10 protein-coding genes are annotated in these 19,356 nt (G+C 36.8%); 3 read left to right on the top strand and 7 right to left on the bottom strand.

The features are described 5' to 3' along the window. The first annotated feature begins 35 nt into the window (after nt 1-35). Nucleotides 36-1,385: an ATP-binding protein gene (locus tag WG904_RS08610; RefSeq protein WP_339578902.1), complete on the top strand. Its 1,350-nt coding sequence runs from the start codon at nt 36-38 to the stop codon at nt 1,383-1,385. Here WG904_RS08610 and WG904_RS08605 read toward each other — a convergent pair. Genes WG904_RS08605 through WG904_RS08595 form a run of 3 tightly spaced genes read right to left on the bottom strand, consistent with a single transcriptional unit; the run spans nt 1,375 to nt 9,587 of the window. Further along, nucleotides 1,375-2,361 (bottom strand): YihY/virulence factor BrkB family protein, encoded by a 987-nt coding sequence (locus tag WG904_RS08605; RefSeq protein WP_339578901.1) that lies wholly within the window; start codon nt 2,359-2,361, stop codon nt 1,375-1,377. The two genes, WG904_RS08610 and WG904_RS08605, sit on opposite strands and share 11 nt — an antisense overlap. 4 nt (nt 2,362-2,365) lie before the next feature. Beyond that, nucleotides 2,366-4,684 (bottom strand): translocation and assembly module lipoprotein TamL, encoded by a 2,319-nt coding sequence (gene tamL / locus WG904_RS08600; RefSeq protein WP_339578900.1) that lies wholly within the window; start codon nt 4,682-4,684, stop codon nt 2,366-2,368. Next, nucleotides 4,668-9,587 carry a translocation/assembly module TamB domain-containing protein gene (locus tag WG904_RS08595; protein ID WP_339578899.1) on the bottom strand — a complete coding sequence of 1,640 codons (4,920 nt, stop codon included), beginning with the start codon at nt 9,585-9,587 and terminating at the stop codon, nt 4,668-4,670. The genes tamL and WG904_RS08595 overlap by 17 nt, the downstream gene beginning before the upstream one ends. Before the next feature lie 224 nt (nt 9,588-9,811). On the opposite strand from WG904_RS08595, the gene WG904_RS08590 reads away from it, so the two are divergent. Then, nucleotides 9,812-10,300: a cytidine deaminase gene (locus WG904_RS08590; protein ID WP_339578898.1), complete on the top strand. Its 489-nt coding sequence runs from the start codon at nt 9,812-9,814 to the stop codon at nt 10,298-10,300. Nucleotides 10,301-10,304: 4 nt separating this feature from the next. Here WG904_RS08590 and WG904_RS08585 read toward each other — a convergent pair whose 3' ends face one another. Then, nucleotides 10,305-11,336 carry an LLM class flavin-dependent oxidoreductase gene (locus WG904_RS08585; protein ID WP_339578897.1) on the bottom strand — a complete coding sequence of 344 codons (1,032 nt, stop codon included), beginning with the start codon at nt 11,334-11,336 and terminating at the stop codon, nt 10,305-10,307. 562 nt (nt 11,337-11,898) lie between these two features. Between WG904_RS08585 and WG904_RS08580 the strand changes: the two genes are divergently transcribed. Then, a complete protein-coding gene (locus tag WG904_RS08580) occupies nt 11,899-14,826 on the top strand; it encodes a DNA gyrase/topoisomerase IV subunit A (RefSeq protein ID WP_339578896.1) in 2,928 nt (975 codons plus the stop codon). A gap of 15 nt (nt 14,827-14,841) precedes the next feature. Here WG904_RS08580 and WG904_RS08575 read toward each other — a convergent pair whose 3' ends face one another. The 3 genes from WG904_RS08575 to WG904_RS08565 all read right to left on the bottom strand — a co-directional run bounded on the left by WG904_RS08575 (nt 14,842) and on the right by WG904_RS08565 (nt 19,343). Beyond that, entirely contained in the window at nt 14,842-16,272 is a 1,431-nt protein-coding gene (locus WG904_RS08575; protein ID WP_339578895.1) for a hypothetical protein, read from the bottom strand. Nucleotides 16,273-16,351: 79 nt separating this feature from the next. Further along, entirely contained in the window at nt 16,352-18,181 is a 1,830-nt protein-coding gene (locus tag WG904_RS08570; protein WP_339578894.1) for a Xaa-Pro dipeptidyl-peptidase, read from the bottom strand. 121 nt (nt 18,182-18,302) lie between these two features. Beyond that, nucleotides 18,303-19,343, bottom strand: coding sequence for a hypothetical protein (locus tag WG904_RS08565; protein WP_339578893.1), 1,041 nt, complete (start codon nt 19,341-19,343; stop codon nt 18,303-18,305). Between the last annotated feature and the right edge of the window lie 13 nt (nt 19,344-19,356).

The following is a 19,356-nucleotide window of genomic DNA, read 5'->3' as shown; positions in this document are numbered from 1 at the left end:
ATTTAGCTATTCTTGCAACAGTTAAATAATAAGATATGCACGTTAATGTTCAAAAATATAGGGTATTAGGTACGCTAAACCTAATCTTACTCTTACTCGTTTTTTATAGTTGCGCCAAGCATTTTGAAAGTGGTTCACGGTTACGTGTAAGTACTATTTTGTGCTTAATTGTTTTTGTAGGTATTCTATGTTATTTGTTTAAAATTTATAAAGATGAATATGCCCTCGTACGTTCTTACCTAAAAGAAAAAAAAGTAGCGGAGGCGAATGCAGATCGGTTGATGAACTTGAGCCATGAGATTAGAACACCACTCAATTCAATAATTGGTTTTTCAGAGCAGCTCGTTCAAACTAAATTGGATGAACATCAAGCTCAGCAATTAAATGCAGTTAGAAGTTCATCGATTTTACTGCTCGATTTGGTAAACGATATTCTCGATTTTTCTAAATGCGAAACAGGTAAAATTAATTTTGAGAAACTGCCTTTTGTGCCTCTTGATGCTTTAAATGAAGTGGTAAATAATATTGTTATCCAAGCGAGTCAAAAAAATGTTGTGCTAAAAACTCAAATTTTATTTAATGAAGCCATTTGCTTTTGTGGAGATCCGCTTCGTTTAAAACAAGTAGTTATCAATTTATTAAGCAATGCAATTAAATTCACGCAAAAGGGTTCAGTAACCTTAAAGGCTGATGTGGTTTTGATTTCAAAAAACCAAGGCCTATTGAATGTTCGAATTATAGATACCGGAATCGGAATTGGTTACAAAGATTTAGATTCGATATTTAACGAGTTTACTCAGGTTAGCAATTTATCTACACAAGTTCAACATAAAGGAACAGGATTGGGCTTAGCCATTTGCAAGAAGATTGTTGAATTTCAAGGTGGCGAAATCAATGTAACCAGCGAATTGGGAAAAGGCTCTACGTTTAGCTTTTCTATTCCGTACCAGATTTGTGATGAGAAGTACCAAGAAAGTAAAAATACAATAAGTATAAATTTATCCAATTTAATTGGTAAACGTATTTTGATAGCCGATGATAATAAAATAAATACGTTGTTGGTAAAAACCGTACTTAACAAATACCAAATGATCATTGATAGTGTAAAAGATGGTGAAGAAGCATTAGTGATGTTCGAGGAAAATAAGTATGATTTACTACTTACAGATATTCAGATGCCAAAAATGAATGGTGTAGCATTATCAAAATCCGTGCGTCTGCATCACGATGAAACAAAGAGAACTATTCCAATCATAGGTGTTACTGCAAATGTATTTGCAAAACATTCAAAACTGTATCTGGATGCTGGCATGAACGAGCTTATTCTTAAGCCTTTTACTGAGAATGAACTAACTCAAAAAATCGCTGCTCAAATTAATCTTTAGGACAGTCTACTGTATCTTCTGGATGTTGAGGAGGCAAAACCGCTACTTTTTTCTCTACTACGATGGTTTTTAGATGCACTGCATATTTTGAAGGCGAAATTCCGCCCTCAAATTTCTCAGCATAAGCTTGAGTAAATTCTGCTCCAAAATATAGAATTATTGAAGTATAATAAATCCAAACCAATATCACTATAATAGAGCTTGCAGCTCCAAAAGCAGAGCCGGGATTCCCCTTTTCAATGTAAATTCCGATGGCATACTTTCCTAAACTAAATAAGATGGCCGTAAATAAAGCACCAATTAAGGCCGATTTCCATTTCAAGTTTACATCTGGTAAAACCTTAAAAATAATAGCGAATATCGTGGTTACAACAGCAAGTGTGAGGATATTCGTGGTAATGAGCATCAACACCTCAGAAACTTGAGCAATGCCAATTTTAGCTGCGTAAACTTCCAATTTACTTCCAATTCCAACCACTACACTATTAATAACCAATGAGACTAAAAGTAAGAAGCCTAAAGACGCAATCAATGAAAAAGATAATAATCGGTTCTTAATTAATTTTTTCCACCCTTTCTTCGGTACAGCTTTTACTTTCCATATAAGGTTTATGCTATCTTGTATTTCAATAAAAATTGCAGTAGAGCCAATAATTAATGTGCCAATACCAACAATTAATCCAAATGTGCTTTTACCAGAGAGGTTGGCATTATTCACAAAACCCCTTAACTGAGTTGCCGCATCAACACCAATCATCTTACTAATTTCTCCAAATAGTTTAGTATTTGGATCCATATTTTCACCTAAGAATATACTTGCAGCAGAAATGATAATAATAATTAAAGGTGTAAGCGAAAATAATGTATAATATGCCAAAGAAGCACTTAACTTCATAACCCTATCTTCAGCGAAACCTTTTCCGGCTGCCAGAAATAGATGAAAGGTATGCACTGCGACTGTTTTTATCTTCTTCATGTAGCTAAAACGGATATCCGATACCAATGTTTAAAATAAAATTTTCTTTTCTCCAGGTTTTGCTTCCAAAATCGACTTCATTTACCACCCATCGTTGTCCACTGGGGAGATAGGGTTTACGCAGTGGAAAGGCGCCATCTAAGCGAATTACAAATATGGTTGCATCTAAACGCAAGCCTGCACCGGTACCTACAGCGAGTTCATTTAAGGCATTGCTGAATTTGAAAGCCGAACCTGGCCTACCCGTATTCGAGGTTCCTGGCACACCTGTATCTTCTTTTCGAAGCCAAATATTTCCGGCATCTGCAAAAATAGCCCCATGTAAAACCCCAGTAATCTTAAACCTTAATTCAGAATTTAATAGTAATTTAATATCGCCAGCTTGATCTGCAAAAGCTTGATTAGGATCTACTTTGTAGCTTCCTGGGCCTAAAGAACGTGCTCTAAAGGCCCGAATATCGTTGCTTCCGCCTGCAAAAAACTGCCTAACAAAAGGTAAAGAAGTGCTATTGCCATAAGCATATCCATATCCTAAATTCACGCGATTTGCCCAAATCAAGTTCCTATTAACCTTATGATAATTTCTTAAATCGGTTTCTAGTCTTATAAATTGAGTTAATGGGATGTTAAAAAGTGCCCTTTTCCCATTCTCATCTTTGCTTACAAATGCCCCCCATACATTTCCTCCAGTTTCTAAACTGCCATAGAAATAGGTGTTATTCCTACGGCTTTCCTCCATCTGATTGGTGAAGGTGAAATTATAATTGCTTCCGATAATAAACTGTTCTTGTAGGGTGTTTTCTAAACCTGGTGTTTTGGCATATAATGCTACCAAGTCGGCCGAATCGCGCTTGGTTGGTTGTACAAGATTAATGGCAATAGGGTTTAAATTATGCTCTTTATGCCTATTCTCTTTCCAATTGTAGCCAAATTCTCCTTTAAAAGAATTTAATTTATATACCGTATCTCTGCTTAATAATTGATAAGAAAGTGAAGCTACCGTTTTTGGGATAAATGCAGTAGTACTTCTTGGCTTATAAAACGGAACAATAAATTGGGGAAAGGTAAGTTTGCCCTCTGCGGTAAATGAATAGGAATTTATGCCTTTAGACTGCCCACTGTATTGAGTTTCGAAGCCGCCACTGGCACTCATGTCTAGAATTTCTGCTCCTCTAAATAGGTTTCTAGTGGTTTGCGTAATTTTAACTTCCGAACCTATAAAGTTGTTCGATTTATTTGTTCCCGTAACCGAAAAAGAGAGCGCATTTTTCTTTAAGGGTGTGAGATAAATATTTAAGTCTAATTGATTATTTCTAAAACTATCTAATGGTAAAAATTCTGCCCGTACATCTTGAAAGGCACCAATGTTAACCATCCGGTTTAACGATTGATTATGGTCTTTTCGATTGTAATTCTCTCCCTTTTTGAAGAAAACCAATCGGTTAAAAACTTTTGGTTTAAAGGTATTTCGATTATCGTAGATGTTAAAATCGTTGTATACAATTGGCTTTAAACTTCTTAGTAAACTATCTCGCCTTAGATTATAACTAGGGTAAATATTAATGTTTCTAATGGTATACGGTTTTAATGCGGCATCTGGTGCAATATCTTTCACTTTAACCCTTACATCAACTAAGTTTTTGCCAATGGTACTATCAACCTGTAAAATTAGATAATCGGGACTAAAATAGAAGTATCCTCTTTCTTTTAAATCATTATCAATTCTAATTCGTTCGTTTTTATAGCTATCTAAGTCGTAAAAACCACCAACTTTTAACAGCGACTTATCTTTGTTAGCATTAATGTTATTGGTAAGGGTTCCTGTATCTTTTGGAAAGCTTACCGAATTCATTTTATATCGAATTCCTGTGTAAGCGGTATATATGGCTTTCCCTTTTTTATTTCTAACCACAGTATCTCCGGTTACTTCGGCTTGCAAATAACCTTGACTAATTAAATAACTTTTCAAGACATCGTTATTGTATTTTATTTTAACTTCGCTTAGTAAAACTGGTGGTTCACCAATTTTATTTTTCAGCCAATTACCAATTCCTTTTGGTTTTACTGTGTCGGCCGCTAAATTATAAAGTTGTAGTTTCCATTTTATGCCGAGTAATGATTTGTTTGGCCGTGGTCGGGTTTTCGTCTCTAATGTTTTCTTTATGGTTTTTTCATTATCAATTTTGCCAGAAGAGTCTGGGTTGATTTTTACTTCCGAGCCAACATATAATAGCTGACCAGGTTTTAATCTCCTAGTCGTACTACAGCTTGCCAAAATAATACAAGCAAATAAAAAGGTATAAGTTTTAGTTTGCGCTTTCATTCTTTGGTCTTTGCTCTAATTTTGCTCTATTTCTGTTTTTTCTTTTTTGGAAGATTTCTCTAAACTTATTATAATCTACCACTAAGGTGAATCCAAGCCCTGTTTCGATAATCTGACCTTCGATTACGCCCTCATTCTGGTTACGCCTATAGGCTCTTAAACGATATCTTCCATCGGCCGAAAGCGCGTATTCTACGTTAACATTGCCAGCGATGTTTGTGGAGTTCTGACCGGGCGTTTTAGGCCCTTCAAGACCGAACGAACTTCCAACTGTAACCGTTAATCTATCATTTAGTAATTTTTTAGATAGGCCTATTTCAAGATCGGTTTTTTGTTCAAGGGCACCTGATGAATAATCTTCAGATGAATTTACGCCAAAATTTAAGTCTACGCCCTGAATTAAATCGGATGCCAAATTGTTTAACTGCTCGGTTAATAGTCTGCTTACACTGGATCTAGCTAAGGTAGAAACGCCACCACCACCACCTGCTAAACTTTGGAAAGGATTGTTTGCAATAAATCGGTTTAAGGCAAGCAAAGCAAAAACCTGTTTGTTCAGCTCACTCTCGTCTCTGTTTACTTTTTGTAATTGTGTGTAAACGGTACCTTCTAAAGCTCCACGTTCATTTTCTGGCAAGTCTAGCTTAAATGAAATGGTTGGCTTAAGTAATTCATCTTTCATATATAGATAAACCTGAAACGGTAATTTTGTTTTCGCTTGAACGTTTCCTGGTTCGTTGATTAAATCTATTGGGGCGGCATTAACTTCGTATAAGGCGGATAAATTTACTGTTGCGGCGGTGGGTTCACCGGTCCAAATAATTGTACTGCCCTTTACCAGCCTGAATTCTTTTTTGCCGAGCGGACCAACCGATAAATTATAAGACCCATCTACCACTTCATATCTTCCGGTTAAGCTAATTTTTCCACTCGGATCGATTGTTGCATTTAGATTGGCATTGCCTTTTACTTTTAATGCATCGCCATTTGCGGGATCAACCACAACATTTAGCTCCGCTTCAGGGTCAACCGTAATGTCGGCCACTAAATTTATCCCTTTCATAGGGGCTTTGCTCAAGCTATCGGCATGCAGCGCTTTTTGTCCATTAAAGGGAGGAGCATCAGCATCTATAAATTGAACAATTCCTTCTTGATCGATAACGGATGGATCGTTAATTGGTAAAGAATAAAAAAACTTAGTTCCTTTATTTACCCTTACATTCATATTTACATCAGGCTGATTTAAATCTCCACGAACCTTAATCGTACTCGTTAAATATACGGTTCCGTAAATCATATCATTATCGGAAGCGGTCGAGTTCATCGCTCTAAAATTATTGGTTCTGATATCCAAGCCAAATCTTATGGTCTTAAAATTATCGGTATATATCATTCCGTCCACCACGGCTTTTTTACCCAAGGAGTCGATTAAGGTAAAATCATTAAATTGTATGCCTTGGTTGGTAAAATTAATCTCTTGATCAGGCATGGTAAAATACGAATTAATAAAGGCCACATTAAAGGCTGCATCATTAAATTTAAGGTCGCCCAAAATTTTTGGAGCAGTTAATTCTCCTTTAACAGAAAGTTCGCCACTTACCGTTCCTTTTCCTTGTCTAATTTGGCCTAAACTTACACTTTCTATTTCGCGTAAATCTATTTTATCAATGTTTACTACCATATTAAGGGCACTTTGAGGTGCAGTATAATAATATCCGCTTGCTCTCAATTCATGAATGCCTTTTAATTGAGCATCTATTTGAAAGGCATTTTCAGTATTGTTATTTACCTGTAAACTTAAATCTCCAAATTCATCTTTTAAATAGCGCAGTTTACTCACATTTAAGTTGGCTTCGAATTTCGGATTGGTGATTACATCTTTCACATCTATCATCCCATTAATTGTGCCGCCAATTAAAGTGGTGTCGGTTTCGGCAAAACGAGTTAAGGTTTCTATCTTAAAGTTTCTGAATTCAACTTTTAAGGGTGAATTTGGCCTATTGCTAATGCTATTAATGCTCAAAAGTTGCCCCCCTTGGCTCAAGTTAAACTGATTAGCTATGATACCCGATTTCCCAAACTGGATAAAATTTTGAGGAGAAACTGCCCATTTTTCATAATCGAGCAATAGTTTGCTTGGCTCGATACTGAACTTAAAGTCTTGATTTAATGATTTAAAAACTCCTCCAATAACGTATTTGTCTTTTCGTTGCCGATCGCGTAAAAACAAATTGAGGTCGAGTTGATTATTTGTGGCAGCACCATTAATTTGTGAGTTAAAGAGTGCAATTGCCGAACTTTGAATGGCTTTAACCGTAAGGTTATAATTTAATTTCTGACCGCTATTTTGTAGGGTTAGCCTAGTACTATCTACCTTAAAATCACCATATACGATTTTCGGAAAGTTAGCATTCATCGCTAAACTATCTTTTTGCGTATCTAAAACCCCACGTATAGTTGAGGATGAAAATGTGGTTAATTGAGGGACTAGATCTTTTAAAAATTTTGGGTTGTAGATCGTTACTGCAAATCTAATGCGTTGATTGGGAATGGGCACAACTTTTCCAAATTGATAATATTTGTTTAGCTGGTTAATGAGGGCATTTCCAATTTTACTTAACTGGTATTTTCCATCAAGGTTAACACTTAGCAATTCAGAGTTCAGACTGAGTTTGTTTTCGTTTGCCGTAGAAAGTGCAGTTATTTTAACTGTATCTACATTAAATCGTTTGCCATCTTTAACTACTTGTAATCCAGTTGCAAAAACATTTCCGTTTAAGTAATCTACATCAGCAGTTGCTACATCTGCTTTTATATTTCCGGCGATGACAAACGGAGTTTCACTAAAATTTAGTTTTTGAAGATCAATTTGTTTAAGCGCAATAGCTGTTTTTATAGCAGGATATTTTCCGGCTAAATTAATCTTTGCTGTTAAATTAAAATTAGCATTGCTATCCGGCAAGTTACTTTTAACATTAATTAGCTGATTAACATAGGTTCCATTTAAACTTAAATTTCTGTAATTATATTTATTGTAAGTAGCGCTTAAAATTTTTGCGCTAAATTTTGCATTTATTTTCTTAGGGTCTAATCCTTTACCCATTATGTCTGCTTTTGCAGAAATACGTCCTAATGTTTCTTGCTGTTTTAAAAACTTACCTACATTGAAATTATTTAAACCAATGCGCGCTGTATAATTTTCTTTGCCTTCTGGGCCTTTCATAGAAGCAACAATCGTAGCGCTTCCCATATCGGTTTGGATGGCTAAATTTGTTCCAAAATTGGTCATTGATCCTTTAAAATTTCCTTTAGCATTTATGGCGTTAGGCAATTCTATTGTAGGGGGCAAAGTGTTTTTTGGAAGAACTAAAAGCACATCCTGCTTGGTAATATAGAGTTTCTTAATATTCAAATCTAAATAGGCTTTATTAAGATCGGGTAAGCCCTTTGCTTTTCCGCTGATATCGATCTGAGTGCTTTTTAATCCACTAACTTGTAATTTTTGAATGATTAAGTTGTTTAAATAACCATTTACATTTGCATTTAGCTTGATGTTTTCATTTCGATAGGCTAAAGGAATGGCCTCACTAAAAAATACAGCATCTTTTAACCCAATAATTGTGTTTTTAAAATTGAGGTTTAACCTTACTTTCTCAGGATGCTTAGTTAAATCGTCGAGCGAGGTAAAATTAAGTTCAGTAGCACTGTTAATGCTTGTATTCGGCGTTCTTAGCACTACATCTGTCAATTTAATTTGTTGATCAGTATATATTGCATCGCCTTTTAATTCGTTTAAAATAAAGCCACTTCTCTCTTTTAAAGAAGCATTATTTACTTTAACCGCAATTTCTCCATTCTTAAAATTAAATTGCTCAGCTCCTAAGTTTAAATTTGTAATTAAAAGGTGATTGAAATCTAAGCTCTTGGTAGGTTTTGATGCTAAATTGTCGAATTGTACATTATTTTCGTTAAAATCAACTTTTTTGATCAAAAAAGATAATGGTGAAGTTTGGTCCAAAACGGTGTCTTTTGCTTTTTTCAATGAATTACTAGGAGCAGGCTTAAAGGCAAATATTATTTTGGATTTATTTAACCTGGCCTCATCTGCAGCGTATTTTCCATTCGTTAAATCAACTTTTAAATTGATGAGACCTAAATCGTTAATATCGGCAATGGCTTTAGTCGTAGAGAGCTGATCATTGTAATTAACCTTCACATTGCTAAAGGCAAAATCTTCAACTTCGATGGTAGGTAGTTTTCCGGTGGTCTTTTTTGCGCTATCTACACTATTGGCTATATTTTGAACCAATTGGGTTAGGGGCTTTTGTTGTAAATAATTTAACGAAGTGTTTTTTAGGCTCAGTGTTTTTATAACAAAGTGCTGTTTTATTAAATCAAAATCCTTTATTTTCGATTTAAATTCTCCTAAGTATAATTTTACATTGTTCCCAGCAACATCATCACGGTAGTGAATTCCAATGTCGGTTAATAGAACTTTATCGATTCTAAACCTAAGTGGTGCTGTGGTGTCTGCTGTTGATTTTTTTTCTTCAGACATGAAAGCATCGACCAGAAAAGCAAAGTTAAATGCAGTATCGGGACGAACCCTTTTCACATTGGCCCGTATATTTTTTAGTTCAATATTATTGATTTCGACGGTATTTTTTAATAGTTTAAATAAGCTAATATCAACCTGTAATTTCTCCGCATAAAGTAGCGTGTCGCCCTTAAGATCTTCAATATAAAATTTGTTAAGCACTACATCTTTTGGCAAAGCAATCTTTATGCTTTCAAGGCTAACTTCGGTTTTCGTCTTTTTTTTGATGTAAGAAATTGCTTTGTCTTTCACAAAATTCTGTACAGCGGGGATGTTTAACGAAAGGGCTGCAAGAACAAGGAGCATGATTATGCTAGCGATGATCCATAGAAATATTTTTAAGCCTTTCCGTAAATTCTTGTTCAAGTGAGATAAATTTTAGATGATAATTATAGTTATGACTAATACCATGCCATAAACACCCAGTTTTTAAACAAATGACGATTAAAAAAGTTCTTGGAATTATTTATAAAAACTTATCCAATTGAACTTCCGTTTATAATGCCACAAATAATCACTAAGTTTAATTTATGGACACTAAAAATTTTACAATCACTTACGAAACCTTTGATCGTATAGAAGAGCTTTCGGAAAGCGACAAAATGCTGTGTGAAAAGGCAAAAGATGCATTAACAACATCGCATTCGCCCTATTCTAAATTTAAAGTAGGAACGGCCATTTTATTAGCAGACACTCAAATTGTATTGGGGAGTAATCAAGAGAATGTGGCCTACCCATCTGGTTTATGTGCAGAACGAGTAGCCTTATTTACAATTGGAGCAAACTACCCAACTGCCGTGATTAAAACCATGGCGATAACAGCCCATACAGACAGTTTTAAAATCATAAACCCCGTAACTTCTTGTGGAGCTTGCTTACAAGTTATGATTGAAGCTGAAAAGAGACAAGGTTCGCCAATAGAAGTGTTGTTTTATTGCATTGATGGACCTATTTTAAAAATTAAGAGCATTAAAAATTTATTGCCATTTGGCTTTGTGGAGGATAGGTTGGGGAATTAGTATTTTACTTTCCCAACGCTTCCTTAACCTTCGGTGCAATCCTCGTCCCAAAAATTTCTATAGATTTCATCATGGCTTTATGCGAAGGTCCGCCAACATCCATGTGCGCAGAGAACCGCGTTAAGCCAAATAGCTCTTCCATCGCTAAAATCTTGTCAATTGCCTCATTGGCATCGCCAATAATCAATGCGCCTGTTTTGCTGCGCCCAAAATCAAACTGTTGTTTTTGATAGGGAGGCCATCCGCGCGAACGACCCACGCGATCCATTTGTGATGAATAAAGAGGGTAGTAGTAATCGGCAATTTCTGTACTATGTTCCCCAAAAAAAGAATGCATGTGTACACCTACTTCAAATTTAGAAAGATCATGCCCATGTTCTATATAAACAGCCTTATAATAATCGAACAAGGGTTTAAATTGAGCAGGATTGCCTCCAATAATTGCAAAAATTACAGGTAAGCCTAATCTTCCGGCCCGTTCTACCGATTCAGGCGTTCCGCCAATGGCCACCCAAATTTTCAACTTATCGTTTACTGCACGGGGTAAAACCTGCTGGTTACTTAAAGAAGGTCTAAATTTTCCTGCCCAAGTAACCTTTTCCGATGTATTTATCTTTAATAACAACGCTAATTTTTCTTCATACAATTCATCATAATCTTGCAAATTGTAGCCAAAAAGCGGGAATGATTCGATAAAACTGCCCCGCCCAGCCATCAACTCGGCTCTACCGTTCGAAATCAAGTCGACGGTAGCAAAACTTTGATATAATTTAACAGGATCTGAAGAACTTAGCACAGAAACCGCACTTCCTAACTTTATATTTTTGGTAACCGTAGAAGCAGCTGCTAATATGATTTCTGGAGCCGAAACCGCATAATCTGGTCGATGATGCTCGCCAATACCAAAGAAATCTAGACCTACTTCATCCATCAGTTTAACTTCTTCAATAATCTCTTGTAACCGTTGTTGTGCCGATTGTATTTCGCCTTTTGCATTCACCTGCAAATCGCCAAACATGCCTATTCCTAATTCCATAACGTTGTAATTTTTACCAAAGTTAAGACGAAAGGAGCGAACAAGAATTGATATAGGATAAGAAAGTTAAAAAGGCTATGTTAGCGTCTTAGTTTAACACAGAGAGCGCCGAGTGATTTTCACGGAAAACACAGCCGGTTCAAGCAAACGAGTACTTAAACCCTTTGCTCTTTGCAGTTAAAAAATAGCTCCGTTTCTATCTGTGGGCTCTTTTTTTCTCGGTGTTAAAAGAACAACCCCTAACTTTGCGCTCTTGGCGTTCGCGGTTTAAGTAGTTTGGCAAACCTGCCTGCGCTGTGATCTCTGTGAGAACTCTTTTTCTCGATGTTAAAAACAGCAAAGATTCAACACAAAGAGCCCCGAGTTTTTCACAGAAAAAGCAGAGCCGCAGATTTTGAGCTAAATGTTTGCAGAACGTAGTAAATTGAATTCTTATTTTGTACTAAAAGTTTATCCTACCAAACCGTCAACTGCCCACTAAGAACTGCCAACTGTTTAAAACTTCCTTCGTAAATTTTAATCCCAACTGTTATATTTACGCATCCCAATACTTTGATAGCGAATGAGCGAAGAATTAGACAATAATGTAAACGAGACAAACCTACCGGATGGTACAGAACATAAGCATACCGTTATTCCGATTAACGGATTGTATGAAAACTGGTTTCTCGATTACGCTTCTTATGTAATTCTAGACCGTGCGGTACCGCATATTCACGACGGTTTAAAACCCGTACAGCGTCGTATTATGCACTCGCTAAAGGAAATGGACGATGGGCGTTTCAATAAAGCAGCTAACGTAATCGGGAATACGATGAAATATCATCCCCATGGCGATGCCTCTATTGGCGATGCCATGGTTCAAATTGGACAAAAAGATTTATTGATCGACTGCCAAGGTAACTGGGGTGATCCCATTACGGGCGATAGTGCAGCAGCTCCTCGTTATATCGAAGCGCGCTTATCGAAATTTGCCAACGAAGTCGTCTTCAATGCCGATACTACCGAATGGCAATTAAGTTATGACGGTAGAAATAACGAACCGATAACCTTGCCGGTTAAATTCCCCTTATTATTAGCTCAGGGAGCCGAAGGAATTGCAGTGGGCTTAGCCACCAAAGTGATGCCTCATAACTTTGTAGAGCTTCTAGATGCCTCTATAGAGATTTTAAAGGGCAATAAGTCTAATATTCTGCCTGATTTCTTTACTGGCGGAATGGCCGATTTCTCTAATTATAATGAGGGCATGCGGGGTGGAAGAATTAGGGTTCGGGCAAAAATTACGGAGAAAGATAAAAAAACCTTAGTCATTACCGAAGTCCCTTACAGCACAACTACGGGTTCTGTTATTGATAGCATTTTGGCTGCTAATGAGAAAGGGAAGATTAAAATCAAAAAAATAGAAGATAATACTGCTGCACAGGTTGAAATTGTAGTTCAATTAGCGCCTGGTATTTCTCCCGATGTAACCATCGATGCACTCTATGCCTTTACCGCTTGTGAGGTTTCTATTTCACCTAATACCTGTATCATTAAAGACGACAAACCGCAGTTTTTAACCGTTAATGATATTTTAAACCAAAATACGCTGTTTACCAAGCAATTGCTAAAGCGTGAATTGGAGATTAAATTACATGAACTGCAGGAGAAAATTTTCTTCAGCTCGCTGCTCAAGATCTTTATTCAGGAAGGAATGTACAAAAATCCTGAGTATGAAAATGCTGCAGATTTTGATGCGGTAAATACGGTATTGAATATTTTATTCGAACCGTTTAAATCCTCATTGTATCGCGAAATTTTACCAGAGGATTTTAAAAAATTGATTGATAAACCCATGAGTAGCATCACCCGATTTGATGTGAAAAAGGCCGACGATCAGATGAAAGCTTTAGAGGATGAGATTAAAATAGTAAAAGGCCATTTACGTCATTTAACTGAATATACCATTGCTTGGTTCCAAAAACTTAAAGATAAGTATGGCAAAGGCAGAGAGCGTAAAACAGAAATCCGATTGTTCGATAAAGTTGAAGCTTCAAAAGTAGCTTTGGCGAATGTGAAATTGTACATGAATAGGGAAGATGGTTTTATTGGAACCGGCTTGCGTAAAGATGAGTTTGTGGGCGATTGTTCTGACATTGATGAAATTATCGTGTTTAGGGAAGATGGAAAGTACATCGTAACCAAAGTAGCAGAGAAAACATTTGTTGGTAAAGGCATTATTCATGCCCAAGTGTTTAAAAAGGGTGATGAACGTACAATTTATAATCTTATTTATCGTGATGGGGCGAGTGGAACCAATTACATTAAACGTTTTGCAGTTTTAGGCGTTACACGCGATAAAGAATATGATTTAACGAAAGGCACAAAAGGCTCTAAAATTTTATACTTTACAGCTAATCCGAATGGCGAAGCTGAAGTGATTAATATTCAGTTAAAGCCCCATTCTAAATTAAAAAAATTACAATTTGATATCGATTTTGCCGAAACGGCCATAAAAGGCAGAGCATCGCAAGGAAACATTGTATCTAAATACCCTATAAAAAAGGTAACCTTAAAAAGTAAAGGTGTTTCTACCTTATCTGGGCTTAAAATTTGGTACGACGAACTCTTAAAGCGCTTAAATGTTGATGGAAGAGGTAAATATTTGGGTGAGTTCGATGGTGATGATAAAATTTTGCAAGTAAACGCAGCGGGTTGGTACGAATTAACTTCGTTCGACCTCAGTAATCACTTCGATCCAGGAATTGTGCTTATGCAAAAATTCGACCCTGAACGGGTGTATGGACTCGTGCATTACGATACCAAAGCAAAAAACTACTTTGTTAAACGTTTTACATTTGAAATGCAACCCGCAGGCAAAGAAGTAAGTATTATTAGTGAAGAACCAGGGTCGAAGATGGTTTTTATCACCGGAAAACCAGATGCACAAGTGCAAATCGATGTAGAAAAAGGAAAGTCTAAAACGCCAGAAACATTAACGGTAGATTTAGCAGGATTGATAGATGTTAAAGGCTTAAAGGCAAATGGTAATCGACTTTCGCAGCACGATGTAAAAAAGGTAAGTTTGGTAGGTGCTGAATCGGAAATTGGAATTAAATTGGTCGAACCAATTGTAGTTGATGATGTAGAACCTTTAGGGGTAGCGCTTGAAGTGGATGAAGAAAGTGATGTAAATGACCATGCAAAATCTGAAACCCTAACTGAAATTAGCATTGATGAAGTGACTCCAGAAGTAACCGAATTACGGGAAGAAATTGAGAAATCTGTACCTGACATGCCAAAAAAGAAGCCAGTTTTTAAATCCGGAAACTTGAAAGAAGTAGAGACAGAGGGCACAGCAAAAACTTCAGAAACTCAAAATGATGAGCCCATTGAGACTAAGAAATCAACAAAAGAAGAGGAACCTAAACCAACAAAAAAAGTAGATTTCGAAATTACCAATCCAGACGATATTAAGATTGATGATAAAGGACAGCTCGGCTTTTTTTAAAGTCAATCTGAATCGTTAATCCCCCTCAATTGTAAGTGTTTTATTTTTCATTTTCTTCAAAACATCTCGAAGATTTTCATATGGCACCTTATTCTGCTGCGCCTGTTCTATTGCCGTTTGTTCTGTCTTAATAGCTTGTTCAAAATAGCCTAATTGATAAAATAATCTGGCAAGGGTATCGTAAGCGTTAGGACTTTTGTTTAATTCAAGAGATCGGGTGGCCCAAGAGACTGCTTTTAACAGAAAATTGATATTCTTCGTTCCCGTCATATAAAAAGCCCAAGCAGCTGAATTTAATGCGCTTGCATAACTGTTAGACATGCTAACCATACTTGTCATCACCCCAGATGTTTCCCTTCTAACTACTGTTCTGGGATCAGCCTTTAAACTATCGATTTGTCTTTGACTAAGGTTATTAGGGTTATAAGCCTGGCCAGGAAAAACCCTTGGGGGTACTACATTTCTTTGCCTTTGCTTTGCTTCAATTTTTTTAATCGAATCGGCACTGATGGTCATATAATTAGAATCATAAAACGAAATCGCCGTTCGTATATAATTTGCGGTGTCTTTTACGGCTCTATAATAATTTAAAATATTAGTGTAGAAACCTCTATTGCCAGCTTGGTAATCGCTCCCATTTGTACTCCGTGCTAAATTAGCCGCAGTAATCGCTTGACTCCTATTTTTGGTTTTAATGGCATTAGCCATTGTATTTGCAATGATGGTGTTATTTATGGCTATTCGAGACTGGATTGGCTCCACTTTAAAAATGCTATCAACTATTTTCCTATTACTATAAGCCATTTTAAATGCGTTTCCATCAGCCAGTGGTCCAGATTTCAGTATAAAGAGCACAGTTTCGTAATCACTGAGATCCGCAATTTTTAGATTATTAACATAGCTTTCAATCAGCTTGCTATTGTCTGTTAATCCGTTTCTTACTCTGGTTTCAATTAACTTTTTTAAAGCAACATTGTCCTCTTTATGCGAAACATAATAGTCCTCCAACTCGGATAAAGATTTCTCTTTGCTGTATGAAATCGCCCTATTGAGCATTAAAAGGTATTTGTTTTTATTTACGCCATAACCAAACTCCGAATGAAAAACATCACCATTGGCGTGCATGAACAAAAAAGTAGGAAAGTTTACGATCTTGAATTTGGTAATGATTGGTTTGATCTCTTCGTTTCCTCTATCGGTTTCATAAACAACAAAATTAGTCTTCATTTTTTGAAACACCTCCGGATCGCTAATTGCTTTGTTTGGAACAACGGGAAAGGTTACATTTTCAGGAAGTTTAATTCCGATAATAATCAATAGGGGCTTTTTGTTCGTTGTGGCAAGCTCGATTGCGTGACTAAAGGAAGTGGCATCACTCAATTTTTGCTGAGAAAATCCGCAAAGCGGGAGCATAATCGCAAAAATTAGTTTAAGATAGATTTTCATAGAAGAGATTAGGTATTCCAAATATAAGAATCTTATTGGCAATTTTATGGTCGTAGCCTCAGGCTACGACCATTGTCTACTATTTTATCGCCTTTTCAAAAGCATTCGCTCCTCCTACAACCGGTAAGGTAAGTGAAGTTCCATTTAAATCTATGGTTAATTCTGTGCCTGCCTTTGGCCACAGAGTGAATTCTTTATCACTCGAGAAAAGCATTAATCCAATTTGTTTACCCGCTGGAATAATCTGATCATCAGGCTGAAGATTAAACTTCAACTCAACAAATTTACCTGGCGTTAATGGTGAACTTTTAGTTAATGATTTGCTGTTTTGAGGATCAGCCCAGCCCCGTGTAATTACATTATCCATCAGTTTCGTACCCGTTCCTTCACTCCATGGCAATGCCACTAGCCATACCGAAAAATTAGCTGCAGCTTTACTGCTTGCAAGTTTAACAGTAACTTGGCTTAGTCCCGATAGGTGTACTGCTTCTTTTAAAATCGGACTTACATATACTAAACGATGCTCTGATTTCTCGGCTTTTGCTAAATCCTTTCCTGCAAAAGAAACATCATCAACTAATTTTTCTGAACCTTGACTAGTAGGTTTAGCCGTTAAAAGTTTTCCAGCACTTGCGCCACCGCCTCCAAGATATAATTTTACATCAGCCGCCGCAGGATTAGGGTAATCGGCATAAGCTGTTGGGTTTGCAGGGAGATCTTTTTCTCTCACAATCCAAGCTTTCGGTTCTTTTTCTACTCCGTTTTCGATGCCAAATAAATAGCGGGTAAACCATCTGTTCATCATTTTTAGAGGGGGTGGACCGCCATGTCCATTCTGATGATAGTACACTTGTGCAGGTACACCTTTAGCTTCTACCGCTTTGTAAATGCGGTAGCTATGTTCTGGCATTACATTCCAATCGTTAAAACCGTGCGACATTAGGAGGGCTGCTTTCCAAGGCTTAACGGCATTTAAATAATCTCTTCCTGCCCAAAAATCATTATAATCTCCCGTAACACGATCCATGCCTTTTGCCATTTCTCCGTCTCTGATGGTTTTGTCTGAGTAGGCTCTTTTGTCTTCCGCACCGCTGTGAATGTAATCATACAATACATCCACATCTTCACCTAAATAGCCTCCAGGGTTTCTAATTAACCCATTCGAGCGATAATAATGATAGTAAGATGTATTTGGAGAAACTGGAATAATTGCTTTTAAACCTTCAACACCTGTAGTTGCAGCTGCAACGGGTAAGGTGCCGTTATAAGATGTTCCAGTCATGCCCACACTACCTGTACTCCAAAATGCCTTAACTTTTTCATTTCCATCGGGTGTAGTGTAGCCATTGTCTTTTCCCGAAAGCCATTCGATCACTGCTTTTGGTGCTAGCGATTCGTTAATTCCGCCCACTGTAGGCGAACCCTGTGAAAGTCCAGTTCCAGGAGATGATGAATGAACAATGATAAACCCTCTTCTTACCCATTCTCTAATTAATGAATTCGAAATGATAGGTCTAGCGCCCGTACGTTTCACTGTTGGATGAATCCGTGCTATTGGAGGCTTTTCGCCAACTTCATGTTTTACATCCCAAAAAGTTCCGGGGGCTGTGCCAGCAGTTCCGGCATAATACGGACTACTTTCATAAATAACAGGAAGCTTTAATCCTTCTGTTTCTGTTTGAAAAGGTCGAGTTACATCTACATGCATGCGATCGAGTTTGCCATCACCATCGGTATCGAATGATGTTTCAACCCAAAGATCGTGGCGAATCCATTTCTCGGGCGTTTCGAATGCAGGAACAATTTGCGCCTCGCCATCTTTAAATACCGGCTTTGCTTTATCTTGGGCAAAAACCGAAAAAGTTGCTGTGAATACTAGAAATGAGAAAGCAAGTGTCTTGATTTTCATTAAATTAGCGTTAATCATATTTTGAGTTTTGTTAGTAATATCTAGGTTTAATTTCCATTAAATATAGAAAATCCCCACCGAAGCGAGGATTTTCTATCTTAATTATTACGAATATAGCGTACTATTGATACTGGATATAGCTTGGTATAGGTTTAAGTTTCATTAATTCTTCAGGAGTCATTAAACGTTTAGGCTCCTTTTTTAAATCGTTTTTATAGAATAATTTAAATCCGGTAAACTGAACTGGCTCTCCAAAAATAAAGTGACGGTAAGTGCCCAATTTCAAATCAGGTTCGCCCCACCCGTCCATGTGCATCACCACTTGTACTTCTGGTCTTAATTTAATAAGCGGACTATTCGTTACCATCTTTTTAGTAAAGCGATGTAATACAAAAACCTTAGGAGGGAGATTATGCTTTTTAACAATATCTGCAAGGTAACCCGTTACAAAATTAATGTCTGCTGCATCGTAGGTTCCAATTTTTTTTCCAGGTAACGATCCATCTTTCATCGAAAACTCTGGATCAATACCCAAATGAACTTGCGGCATTTCCAAGTATTTTTCGATATGAGGCAATTCTGCTTTAATGGTACTTAAGGCCACTTGTAAATCTAAAAATACTATGGTATTAGGACGCATTTTAGCAATTGTTAATACCGAATCGATTTGTTTATTGCCCATTCTATTAATGTATTTGCCATCTTTTCCCGGTGTCCCGCTCGCAACTGCAGCAATATAATGTAGACCCACTTGCACAGGTGTTGATGGATCTACTTTTTCCCATTTTTTAACTTCAACGGTTAAACGTTTCCACATTTCTTTTGGAGCATATTCGCCTAAAGCACCCATTTTTTTAGAGTGAAGGTTACCATAATAAACGATAATTCGTTTAAATGGTAATATTGCACCATCAAGAGGATAAGGTTGGTTTTTTACAGGCCATTTGCCGGTGGTATCGCCATTGGCTAGCTTTTTTATTAATTCGTTATACTTAGTGGTATCTACTGGAGCACGTAAGTTTTCCGTTTCTTCAACTGCTGTTGAATCTTTAGCTGCTGCGGTTTTATTTCCAGCCTTTTTTTCATCAGAACTGCAAGAAGTGAGTGTTCCAAATGTAGCTACTCCTAAAAATAATGCAATTGTGATCTTTGTTAGTTTCATAGTGATAGTTTAG

It is taken from the genome of Pedobacter anseongensis (genome assembly GCF_037482965.1).
GTDB lineage: Bacteria > Bacteroidota > Bacteroidia > Sphingobacteriales > Sphingobacteriaceae > Pedobacter > Pedobacter anseongensis.
Note: the sequence above shows the minus strand (reverse complement) of the source record. Positions and strands in the feature narration are given on the sequence as shown.